The organism is Streptomyces cucumeris (genome assembly GCF_024295805.1).
Classification (GTDB): Bacteria; Actinomycetota; Actinomycetes; order Streptomycetales; family Streptomycetaceae; genus Streptomyces; species Streptomyces cucumeris.
In genome coordinates this window covers 98,036-109,474 of sequence record NZ_JANCLX010000033.1, presented here as the reverse complement: position 1 = coordinate 109,474, position 11,439 = coordinate 98,036, and the positions used below count along the sequence as shown (strand labels likewise).

At 72.4% G+C, this 11,439-nt stretch carries 7 protein-coding genes and 1 pseudogene; 4 read left to right on the top strand and 4 right to left on the bottom strand.

The window, feature by feature from the left end; genetic code table 11:
* Positions 1–121 precede the first annotated feature (121 nt).
* Both NMK44_RS33775 and NMK44_RS33770 read right to left on the bottom strand, forming a co-directional pair.
* Positions 122–1,558, bottom strand: a complete 1,437-nt coding sequence (locus tag NMK44_RS33775) for an amino acid permease (RefSeq protein WP_254750335.1) — start codon at positions 1,556–1,558, stop codon at positions 122–124.
* A 313-nt stretch (positions 1,559–1,871) separates the two neighbouring features.
* The gene (locus NMK44_RS33770; RefSeq protein WP_254750315.1) at positions 1,872–2,786 is read right to left on the bottom strand and encodes a LysR family transcriptional regulator; all 915 of its coding nucleotides are present in this window, start codon (positions 2,784–2,786) and stop codon (positions 1,872–1,874) included.
* A gap of 177 nt (positions 2,787–2,963) precedes the next feature.
* On the opposite strand from NMK44_RS33770, the gene NMK44_RS33765 reads away from it, so the two are divergent.
* From NMK44_RS33765 to NMK44_RS33750, 4 genes are all read left to right on the top strand, one after another.
* On the top strand, positions 2,964–4,133 hold the full coding sequence (locus tag NMK44_RS33765; RefSeq protein WP_254750313.1) for an NAD(P)/FAD-dependent oxidoreductase: 1,170 nt from the start codon (positions 2,964–2,966) through the stop codon (positions 4,131–4,133).
* Between the two features lie 57 nt (positions 4,134–4,190).
* Positions 4,191–5,576 carry a 2-oxoadipate dioxygenase/decarboxylase gene (gene hglS / locus NMK44_RS33760; protein WP_254750311.1) on the top strand — a complete coding sequence of 462 codons (1,386 nt, stop codon included), beginning with the start codon at positions 4,191–4,193 and terminating at the stop codon, positions 5,574–5,576.
* A gap of 78 nt (positions 5,577–5,654) precedes the next feature.
* Positions 5,655–7,184, top strand: coding sequence for an L-piperidine-6-carboxylate dehydrogenase (gene amaB / locus NMK44_RS33755; protein WP_254750309.1), 1,530 nt, complete (start codon positions 5,655–5,657; stop codon positions 7,182–7,184).
* 257 nt (positions 7,185–7,441) lie between these two features.
* Entirely contained in the window at positions 7,442–10,111 is a 2,670-nt protein-coding gene (locus NMK44_RS33750) for a SpoIIE family protein phosphatase (protein ID WP_254750307.1), read from the top strand.
* 48 nt (positions 10,112–10,159) lie between these two features.
* Here NMK44_RS33750 and NMK44_RS33745 read toward each other — a convergent pair whose 3' ends face one another.
* Both NMK44_RS33745 and NMK44_RS33740 read right to left on the bottom strand, forming a co-directional pair.
* Complete coding sequence (locus NMK44_RS33745) at positions 10,160–10,636, bottom strand: GNAT family N-acetyltransferase (RefSeq protein WP_254750333.1); 477 nt, start codon at positions 10,634–10,636, stop codon at positions 10,160–10,162.
* A 57-nt stretch (positions 10,637–10,693) separates the two neighbouring features.
* Positions 10,694–11,260 (bottom strand): annotated as a pseudogene (locus tag NMK44_RS33740) (isochorismatase family protein); the annotation flags it as partial.
* Between the last annotated feature and the right edge of the window lie 179 nt (positions 11,261–11,439).

The following is an 11,439-nucleotide window of genomic DNA, read 5'->3' as shown; positions in this document are numbered from 1 at the left end:
GCCCAAGTACGCCCAGTACGAGGGCGATCCTCCGCCTTGCGAGCCGCCCCCAGCTACCGCTGGGAGGTGCCCCCTGCACCAGACGCCGGTCGCGGCCGGACGCCCCCTTTGAAGACGGACCCTAGCGCGCCGTGGCCGGGGCGGTGTCCCCGCCGCTGTCACCATGCGCTCCGGTGTCATCGATGTCATCGGTGTCGGACATGTGCTCCAGCGCGTCCAGGTCCACCGAACCGCCCGGCATCACCTGACGGGTACGGCGGTATCCGTACGCGGCGTACAGCACCAGCCCCACCACCAGCCAGCAGCCCAGCCGCACCCAGGTCTCCCACTGGAGGAAGGACATCAGCCAGATGGAGAACACGATGCCCAGCACCGGAACCACCGGCATCCCCGGACACCGGAACGAGCGGGTCAGCTGCGGCTTGCGGTAGCGCAGGACCAGCACCGAGGCGGACACCACGACGAACGCCAGCAGCACTCCGATATTGGTCAGTTCGGCCACCGCGTTGATGGGCAGCAGTCCGGCCAGCACCGCGGAGACGATGCCGATCAGCCAAGTGGCCCGGTGCGGCACCTTGCGCTTGGGGTGGATGGCACCGAACCACGCGGGCATCAGCCCGTCCCGGCTGAGCGCGTACCACAGCCGGGCGGCGCCCATCATGAACGAGAACGTCACCGTGACGATGCCGATGACCGCGCCGACCGCGATCACATTGGCCAGTCCGCTCAGGCCCACGCTCTGGAAGGCGCTGGAGATACCGCTGCTGGGGTTGAGCTCGCTGTAGTGCTGCATCCCGGTGAGCACGACGCACACCAGGACGTAGAGCACCATCGAGACGGCCAGCGACAGCATCATCGCCTTCGGCAGCTTGCTGCGGGCCTCCACCGACTCCTCCGCGGCCGTGCTCAGCGCGTCATAGCCGAACACCGCGAAGAACACGGTCGCCGCCCCGGTGAACGCACCGCCGAGGCCGAACGGGGCGAACGGATGCAGGTTGCCGGAGTCCACCTTGGTGAACCCGACCACGATCACCACCAGCACGATGGCGATCTTCACGATGGTCAGCACCGTCTCCACCCGGGCCGAGGTACGGGTGCCGCGGGTCAGCAGCCAGGCCACACCCAGACAGATCGCCACCGCCAGCAGGTCGATCCGGTGCCCCGAGCCGGTGCCGGGCGCGCCCAGCGCCCACGTCGGCAGATGGATGCCGACCGCGTCCAGCAGGAACCCCAGATAGCCCGACATCCCGATGGCCACCACCGCCACGATGGCGGTGTACTCCAGCAGCAGATCCCAGCCCACGATCCAGCCCACGACCTCCCCCAGGACCGCGGCGCAGTAGGTGTAGGAGGAGCCCGCCTTGGGGACCATGCCCGCGAACTCGGCGTAGGCGAACGCCGCGCACAGCGACGCCGCCCCCGCCACCAGGAACGAGATCAGCACCGCCGGACCGGCCACATCACGGGCCACGGCCGCGGCCAGGCTGAAGATCCCGGCCCCGATGATGGCGCCGATGCCGATCATCGTGAGCTGGGTGAGGCCCAGGGTGCGCACCATGCGTTCGCCCCCGGGCTGTTCGGAGGGGAGTGTGCGCCGGAAGATTCCCTGCGGTCCGCTGCCCAGCAGCGCCGACCGCGGCGGCTTCGGTGTGTTGGCGGGGGACATCGATCGCTCCCTGTCAGGCAACGACGGGCACGACGGCCCGGCGTCGTGGCGTGGGTCACCACTGGCCGGAACCCTCGCCCACGACCCGCCGCCCGCAAAAGACGTGGCAGCGCGACACCTTGCGGCCCTGAGACCAAGGGGTCCTGATGCACCGCCCGCGCCCGGGCGGCCGGGCCGGTGGCGGACCGCCTCGGCCACGGCCCCCTCAGCCCCGGCCGGCGCCCCGGTCGGCGGCCACCGCCCGCAACACCTCGACCAGCGCGGACACCGTGGGCCGGCGTTCGGCCGAGGACCGGAACACCACCACGATGTGACGCTCCACCCGCTCCCTCAGCTCCACCACGTCGAACCGCGAGGCACGCAGCCTGAGCATCAGATCCGTCACGGTGCTCACCCCGATGCCCGCCTCCACCAGGGCCAGGGTCGCCGCGGTGTCCGTCACCACATGGCGCACATCGGGCTCGATCCCCGCCCGTCGGCAGGCGGTGCGCACCGCGCGCCCGTAGTAGCTCTCCGCCGACGGCAGGATCCAGCCCAGCCCCTGGGTGTCCGCCAGACCCACCACCGCGCGGCCGGGCATCGTCCCGGTCGGCACCGCGAGCGAGAACCGCTCCCGGTAGAGCTGCATCACCCGCAGCGCCGGATCACGGGGGATCGGCACATCCGGATAGTCCAGGCCCAGCGCCAGGTCCACACCACCGGTGGCGACCGCGTCGTACACCTCGTCCACGTCCATGTCGCGGCTGTGCACCGTCAGCTCCGGATGGCTGAGCCGCGCCCGGCGCAGCGCCAGCGGCAGGATCTCGGCCGCCGCGGTGGCGAACAGGCCCACCGACAGCACCCCGGACACCTCGTTGCGGGACCGCTCCAGCGCCTCGACCGCCTCCGCCTCGGTGGCCAGGATCCGCTCGGCGTGGCGGGCCAGTGTCACCCCCGCGTCGGTGAGCTCCACCCGCCGTCCGACCCGGTGCAGCAGCTCCATCCCGGTGGCCCGCTCCAGCGCGGCGATCTGCTGGGACACCCCACCGGGGGTGTATCCCAGGGCCTCCGCGACCGCCGTGATGGTGCCGCGCCGGGTCAGCTCCACCAGTGACCGCAACTGGGCACTCGTCCAGTCCATATACAGATCCTAAAAGAAAAGCCGCACTCATCGTTCATAGACGTCAACGGTCGAGGTGGGCCACGATGACGGGCAGCCAGCTGATCAGCACCTCGAGCAATCGCACCACTGCCCCTGCCGCACCCCGCGCGGACACTGTCCCCGGGCCCCGGCACCGGCCATTGGAGGGATCGGCCCTTGTCCATCTCACCCACCCGCGGCACCGTCCCCGCCACCGCAGATGTCGTGATCATCGGCGGCGGCGTCATGGGCGCCTCCGTCGCCTTCCACCTCGCCGAAGCGGGCGTGCGGCGCATCGTCGTCGTCGAACGCGCCGAGCTGGCGAGCGGCAGCTCGGGCAAACCGATCGGCGGCGTCCGCGCCCAGTTCTCCGACCCCCTCAACATCGAACTGGGCAGCCGCAGTCTGCGCGCCTACCAGGACTTCCCCCGCCGCCCCGGCGCGGACATCCGGCTCGACACCGTCGGCTACCTCTTCCTGCTCACCGACGAGCGGCAGGTGGCCGACTTCGAACGATGCGTGGCCGTCCAGAACGCCCTGGGCGTCCCCAGCCGGGTGATCGGCCCCGCCGAGGCCCGGCAACTGTGCCCGTACGTGACCACCGACCGCGTGCTGGCCGCCGTCCACTCACCGCAGGACGGCCATGCCCGCCCCGGTCTGGTCGTCCACGGCTACGCCACCGCCGCCGCCCGCGCGGGAGTCACCTTCGCCACCGGGACCACCGTCACCGGGATGGACACCACCGGTGACCGGGTCACCGCCGTGCACACCGACCGCGGCACCATCTCCTGCGCCACCGTGGTCTGTGCCGCGGGCGCCTGGTCCGCCGGGATCGGCGACATGGTCGGGGTCGGCCTCCCGGTCCGCCCGGTCCGCCGCCAACTCGCCTTCACCGCCCCGTGCGCCGCCCCCCGTATCCCGTTCACCATCGACTTCTCCTCCTCGGCGTACTTCCACAACAGCGATGACGGTCTGCTGCTCGGCCTCGCCGACCCCGGCCAGCCCGACGGCTTCGACACCACCTGGACCCCCGAGTGGCTGGAGCTGTTCCGGGAGCGCGTCCGGCTGCTCGCCCCTGAGCTGGCCGATATGGAGATCGCCGGGGGATGGGCCGGGCTCTACGAGGTGACCCCCGACCACAACGCGCTCATCGGCCGCTCCACCGAGGTCGGCAACTTCCTCTACGCCACCGGCTTCTCCGGCCACGGCTTCCTCCAGGCCCCCGCGGTCGGCGAGATCGTGCGCGATCTGCACCTGGAACGGGAACCCTGCGTGGACATCACCCCGTTCGGAGCCGACCGGTTCACCAGCGGCGCCGAGACCCGCCCCGAGGCCCATGTGGTGTGAACCCCGCACCACGGTGACGCATCCGCACCCGACCCCGACCGAAAGGCAGCCCCGCACATGATCAGCCAGTGGCAGCTTCGAGCCGCGTTCGCGAGGCGGCTCTCGGACATGTACGGCCAGGAAGTCCCCGCCTACACCACCCTCGTGGACGTCTCCCACGAGGTGAACGAGGACGTGCTGCGCGCCGAGGGCGCGGGTGCCGAACGCCTCGGCTCCATCAGCCGCGTCACCGCCGAACGGCACGGCGCCATCCGGGTCGGCACCCCGGCGGAACTGGAACAGGTCGCCCGGGTCTTCGGTGCGCTCGGGATGCACCCCGTCGGCTTCTACGATCTGCGCGAAGCCGCCGCCAGCGCCGTCCCCGTCGTCTCCACCGCCTTCCGCCCCGTCGACGGCGAGGAACTGGCGCGCAACCCCTTCCGCGTCTTCACCTCCATGCTCACCCCCGCCGACCCCCGGTTCTTCGACGCCGCACTGCGGGCCCGGCTGGAGACCTTCCTCGCCTCCCGCACGCTCTTCCCGCCGGAGCTGCTCACCCTCGCCGACCGCGCGGCGGCCGACCGCGGACTCCCCGACGAGGACGCCGAACGCTTCCTCCGGCTCGCGGTCCGGTCCTTCGAGCTGTCCCACGAACCCATCGACCGCGGCTGGTACGAGACGCTGGAGAAGGTCTCCGCCGTCGCCGCCGACATCGGCGGTGTCCGCAGCACCCACATCAACCACCTCACCCCCCGGGTGCTGGACATCGACGAGCTGTACCGGCGGATGACCGAGCGCGGGATCGAGATGATCGACACCATCCAGGGCCCCCCGCGCTGGAGCGGCCCCGACGTCCTGCTGCGCCAGACCTCCTTCCGCGCCCTGGCCGAACCCCGCGCGCTGCGCGCCCCCGACGGCAGTGTCACCAGCGGCGCCCTGCGGGTCCGGTTCGGCGAGGTCGAAGCGCGCGGCATCGCCCTGACCCGGGAGGGCCGCGCCCGCTACGACGCCCTGCTGGCCCGGACGGACGAACAGGCCGCCCAGCACCCCGCCGCCGACCGCGGTGAGCTGGCCCGCGCCCTGTGGACCGAGGACTTCCCCGGCAGCGAGGCCGAACTGGCCCGGCGCGGTCTGGGCTACTTCACCTACCACGCCGCCGCGGACCGCCCGTCCGGCCCCGCGCCCACCACCCTCGGCGAACTCCTGGACCAGGGCTGGGTGCGCGCCGAGCCCATCGTCTACGAGGACTTCCTGCCCCGCTCCGCGGCCGGGATCTTCCAGTCCAACCTCAGCGGTGAGGGCACCAGGAACACCGAGCACGAGGGCGCCGCCTACGACAGCGCCTGGCTCTCCGGCGCCATCGGACGCGAGGTCCTGGACCCCTACGCCCTCTACGAGCGGCAGCAGAACCAGTCCCTCGACCGGGTCGCCCGGGAGCTGGACCTGCTCACCGCGCCCCGCTGACCGGGCCCGGCCGTCCCGCGCCCCTTCGTACCCCGAGCGATCGACCACCCGACCACCCCGACACCACCAGGGAGCACCATGACCACCCCCGCCCTTCCCACCACCGAGGCCCTGCGCGAGCGTGCCCTGACGAGCCTGCGCCGGGTCGGCGTCACCCCCACCGAGGGCAGTGACCTCCACGCCCGCACCCCCATCACCGGTGAGGACCTCTTCGGGCTCGCCGCCGCCACCGAGGCCGAGACCGAGGAGGCGCTCGAAGCCGCCCGCACCGCCTTCCTCACCTGGCGCGCCACCCCCGCCCCGCGCCGCGGTGAACTCGTCCGCCGCCTCGGTGAGCTGCTGCGCGACCACAAGAGCGATCTGGCCGACCTCATCACCATCGAGGCGGGCAAGATCCGCTCCGAGGCGCTGGGCGAGGTCCAGGAGATGATCGACATCTGCGACTTCGCGGTCGGGCTGTCCCGCCAGCTCTACGGCCGCACCATCGCCTCCGAACGCCCCGGACACCGGCTCGCCGAGACCTGGCACCCGCTCGGCGTGGTCGGGGTGATCTCCGCGTTCAACTTCCCCGCCGCCGTCTGGTCGTGGAACACCGCCGTCGCCCTGGCCTGCGGTGACACCGTGATCTGGAAGCCCTCCGAGCTCACCCCGCTGATCTCGCTGGCCTGTGACCGGCTGCTGGCGCGGGCCGCCGAGGACACCGGGGCCCCGCGCGATGTGCACCGGCTGCTGCTCGGCGACCGCGCGATCGGTGAGCGGCTGGTCGACGACCCGCGGGTGGCCCTCGTCAGCGCCACCGGCTCGACCCGGATGGGCCGCGAGGTCGGCCCCCGGGTGGCCGCCCGGTTCGGCCGCACCCTGCTGGAGCTGGGCGGCAACAACGCGGCCGTCGTCGCGCCGTCGGCCGACCTCGACCTCGCCGTCCAGGGCATCGTCTTCGCCGCCGCGGGCACCGCCGGACAGCGCTGCACCACCCTGCGGCGGCTGATCGTCCACCGCGACATCGCCGACACCCTGGTCGACCGGCTGACCGCCGCCTACCGCAAGCTGCCCATCGGCGACCCGTTCGACGAGGGCACCCTCGTCGGCCCGCTGATCTCCACCGGATCGCTCGACACCATGCGCGACGCCCTGGACCGCGCACAGGCCGAGGGCGGCACCCTGCTGGTCGGCGGCGAACGGCGGCTGGCCGACCGTGCACCGCGCGCCGGTTACGTCGAACCGGCGATCGTCCGCGTCGACGCGCAGACGCCCGTCGTCCGCGAGGAGACCTTCGCACCCGTCCTCTACGTCCTGACCTACGACACCCTCGAAGAGGCCGTGGCGCTCCACAACGACGTCCCCCAGGGCCTGTCGTCCAGCATCTTCACCCGCGACCAGCAGGAGGCCGAGTACTTCCTGTCCGCTGAGGGCTCCGACTGCGGGATCGCCAACGTCAACATCGGCACCTCCGGAGCCGAGATCGGCGGGGCCTTCGGCGGGGAGAAGGAGACCGGTGGCGGACGGGAGTCCGGCTCCGACGCCTGGCGCGCCTATATGCGTCCGGCGACCAACACCATCAACTACTCCAGCCGGCTGGCCCTCGCCCAGAACGTCAGCTTCCTCTGATCGCTGCGCGTCACCCCGGAAGCACCCCGCGCCACCGGGCCGCCACCTGCGGCCCGGTGGGCGCACACCCACCGCACGGGGGCGAACGCGCCGTGTGAAAGGATCGTCTCGCTGAGCGGACCCCCGCGATCCGACTCCCCGAACCCCTCACCTCCCGCTGGCGGAAGTGTTAGGAATAGGGGGTGATCGGATTTTTCGGTCGATCGAGGCGGTCCGGGCACGTCCCCTCCCGGCGGCGCCTCCGCTCACTGCTGGGCATGCGCAGCATCGCCGGGCAGGTCTTCGCCGTACAGGTGGTCCTCGTCGTCGTGCTCATCGTCGTCGCGACGGTGGCCCTGGTCCTCCAGGCGCGCAACGACAGCGAACAGGAAGCCATCAACCGCTCCACCGCCGTCGCCCAGACCTTCGCCACCTCACCCGGCACCGCGACGGCCATGACCTCCAGCAACCCCAGCGCGGTGCTCCAGCCCCGGGCCGAGATGGCCCGCGAACGGGCCGGCCTGGACTTCGTCGTGGCGGCGAACACGCACGGCATCCGCTACACCCACCCCCTGCCGCAGTACATCGGCAAGGAGGTCGTCGCCGACTGGCAGCCCGCCGTCCGGGGCAAGGTGGTCACCGAGACCGTGGACGGCCCCCTCGGCCGTGAGGTGCAGGCCACCGTCCCCATCCGCGCGGCCGACGGGAAGGTCGTGGGCGTGGTCTGCGCGGGGATGACCGCCAAGGACGTCAGCGGCCGGGTCAAGCACCAGCTTCCCCTGGTGTTCGGCACCGCCGCCGGTGCCCTCGCCCTCGCCACCGGAGGCACCGCACTGGTCGGCGGGCGGCTGCGGCGCCAGACCCGCGGACTGGGCCCGGCCCAGATGATGCGGATGTACGAGCACCATGACGCGGTGCTCCACTCCGTGCGCGAAGGCGTGCTGATCGTCGACGACCAGGGCCGTCTGGTGCTGGCCAACGACGAGGCCCGGCGGCTGCTGGACCTCCCCCCGGATGCCGAGGGCCGCCATGTCTCCGGGCTGGGCCTGGATCCGCGCACCGAGGAGCTGCTCAGCTCCGGGCGGCTGGCCACCGACGAGGTGCATCTGGCCGGGGACCGGCTGCTGGCGGTCAACCAGCGGCCCACCGGCTGGGAGGGCGGCCAGTCCGGCACCGTCACCACCGTGCGCGACACCACCGAGCTGCGCGATCTGTCCGGCAAGGCCGAGGTGGCCGAGAAGCGGCTGCGGCTGCTCTACGACTCCGGTGCGAAGATCGGCAGCACCCTGGACATCGTCCGGACCGCCGAGGAGCTCACCGAGTTCGCGGTCCCGTGGTTCGCCGACTACGCCACCGTCGATCTGGTGGAACCCGTGATGCGCGGCAATGAACCCGCGGGCAGTGTCATGCGCCGCACCGCCACCAGCGGCGTCCGGCCCGATCACCCGCTGTGGCGCATCGGCAAGCTGATCACCTACGTCAGCGGTGCGCCCCAGGCGTTCGGCTTCGGCGCCGGACGACCGGTGCTGGAGGCGGATCTGCGCGCCTTCGGCGGCTGGCAGGTGCAGGACCCCGAGCAGGCCGCGCGGATCGTCGACTACGGCATCCACTCGATGATCACCGTTCCGCTGCGGGCCCGGGACGTCACCCTGGGGCTGGCCACCTTCTGGCGCTCCGAGAAGGCCGAGCCCTTCGACGAGGAGGACGTGGCGCTCACCGAAGAGCTTGTCGCCCGCGCCGCCGTGGCCATCGACAATGCCCGCCGCTACACGCGTGAGCACGCCATGGCCGTCACCCTCCAGCGCAGCATGCTGCCCCAGGGTCTGCCCGAGCAGGACGCCCTGGAGGTGGCCCACCGCTATCTGCCCGCCCAGGCCGGGGTCGGCGGTGACTGGTTCGACGTCATCCCGCTGCCCGGAGCCCGGGTCGCCCTCGTCGTCGGCGACGTGGTCGGCCACGGTCTGCACGCCGCCGCCACCATGGGGCGGCTGCGCACCGCCGTGCACAACTTCTCCGCGCTCGACCTGCCGCCCGACGAGCTGCTCGGCCACCTCGACGAACTGGTGACCCGTTTCGACCAGGACCAGGCCGCCGAGGACAACGACGCCCCGGCCATCACCGGCGCCACCTGTCTGTACGCCATCTACGACCCGGTCACCGGACACTGCACGATGGCGCGGGCGGGCCACCCCGGCCCGGCCGTGGCCCACCCCGACGGCACGGTGACCTTCCCCGAGGTCCCGCTCGCCCCGCCGCTCGGCCTGGGTGGTGAGCCCGTCGAGACCGCCGAGCTGCGGCTGTCCGAGGCCACCCGGCTGGTGCTCTACACCGACGGCCTCATCGAGGACCGCGGCCGCGATGTCGACGCCGGGCTCGACATGCTCAAGGCCACCCTGGCCGGGTACCCCGAGCGCAGTCCCGAGCGGACCTGCCAGGCGGTCTTCGAGACCATGGCCTCCCCGCACCCCAGCGATGACATCGCCCTGCTGATCGCCCGCACCCGGCTGCTGGATCCGCATGCGGTGGCCGAGTGGGACATCCCCTCCGACCCCGCCGCCGTCCCCCGGATCCGCACCGAGGCCGACCGCCGGCTGGCCGGATGGGGACTGGAGGAGGTCGGCTTCACCACCGAGCTCATCCTCAGCGAACTGGTCACCAACGCCATCCGCTACGGCTCCGACCCCATCCGGGTCAGGCTGCTGCGCGGCCGCAGCCTGATCGTGGAGGTGTCCGACAGCAGCAGCACCTCACCGCATCTGCGCCGTGCGGCCACGACCGACGAGGGCGGACGCGGGCTGTTCCTGGTGGCCCAGTTCGCCCAGCGCTGGGGCACCCGCTACACCCCCAACGGGAAGATCATCTGGGCTGAGCTGCCCCTGACCGGTGTGGCCGCCCCGCCGCTGGACGAGGAGGATCTGCTCGACCAGTGGGACGACGTCCCGGGCTGACCGCGGTCCGGCCGGATCCGCGGCCGGCCCGTCCGGCCCCGCCCGTGGTCAGGGGTGGTCCGGTGCCACCAGGTCGGCGGCGAGCAGATCCATCAGCAGTCCGTCGCGCAGGGTGCCGTCCGGGCGCCGCTCGTACTGCCGCATGACACCCACCGGCCGGAAGCCGAGCCGGCGGTAGAGCCGGATCGCCCGCTCGTTGTCCACCGCCGGATCGATGGTCAGCCGGTGGTGTCCGGCCACCTCGATCAGATGGCGGGCGAGCGTGTGGAGGGCCTCGCCCCCGATGCCCCGCCCGTGCCAGTCCGCGTGGACCGCGATGTCCAGCCCCGCGCTGCGGTACTCGGGGGTGTTCTCCTCGCAGGACTGGATCAGCCCCACCACCGTGCCCCCGGATTCGATGGCGTAGCCGCGGACACCCTCCGGCGGATCACACGCCTCCGCCGCCTCCTCGTGCGCGTCCCCCCACCAGCGGGCCACGGCCGGATGGCCGAGGATCTCCCGGAACCGCTCCGCGTCCCCGGGCACCGCGCGGCGCAGCCGGACGGCGCGCCCCTCGATCACCGTTGCCACGGCCGTCCCCGGGGAGGTGCCGAAGGTGACATCGGCGGCCCGCGGCACGAGCTCGATCTCGTCCCCCAGCGCCCATTCGGCCGCCCGTGACGCCAGCGCGGCCGGGACCGCCGCACAGACACCCGCCACCCCGGGAACGTCGTACGTGGCGTGGGCGTCGTGCGGCAGGACCACCCGGTGGTCCCGCTCCAGCGCGGTGCGCGCCGTGGCGCTCACACACATCTCGGACATCACCCCGCACACCGCGAGCTCCCGCACCCCCGCCCCGGTCAGCAACTCCGCCAGCGGCGTCCCGTGGAAACCGTCGTCCTCCGCCTTGCGGACCACGACCTCCCGCGGCCCCTCCACCACCGGCAGGAACAGCTCCCAGCCCGGTGTCCCCGGCTCGTCCGGCTCGCCTCGCGGCCCGTCGTTCTGCAGATGGACCACCAGCGCCCCGGCGGCCCGCGCCCGGTGCAGCAGGTCCGAGACGCGTTCGAGCAGTCCCGCGGCGGCCGGTACGGCCTCGGGACCGGAGACGAAGGCGGTCTGCATATCGATGACGAGCAGGGCATGTACGGGGGATGGCTGGTCACTCATGGCGCTGATTATGGTGCGCACCCGGTGGGATTCTCCTGCCCTTTTCGCCTGACCGCGCAGGGGAGTTGCGCGGGGGCGGGGGTGGGTAAGGTGGAAGACATGCTGTGACGCCTGCCCGCGCCGCGGGCACCCCCGCCGACTCCTTCGTCCGTCGCACGCCGATTCCGGCGACCCGGCTC

What these genes read in the sequence shown, in the direction of transcription:
- NMK44_RS33775 (WP_254750335.1), bottom strand. Translation starts at nt 1,558, where the DNA reads ATGGTGCGCACCCTGGGCCTCACCCAGCTCACGATGATCGGCATCGGC.
- hglS (WP_254750311.1), top strand. Translation starts at nt 4,191, where the DNA reads ATGATCAGCCAGTGGCAGCTTCGAGCCGCGTTCGCGAGGCGGCTCTCG.
- amaB (WP_254750309.1), top strand. Translation starts at nt 5,655, where the DNA reads ATGACCACCCCCGCCCTTCCCACCACCGAGGCCCTGCGCGAGCGTGCC.
- NMK44_RS33770 (WP_254750315.1), bottom strand. Translation starts at nt 2,786, where the DNA reads ATGGACTGGACGAGTGCCCAGTTGCGGTCACTGGTGGAGCTGACCCGG.
- NMK44_RS33750 (WP_254750307.1), top strand. Translation starts at nt 7,442, where the DNA reads ATGCGCAGCATCGCCGGGCAGGTCTTCGCCGTACAGGTGGTCCTCGTC.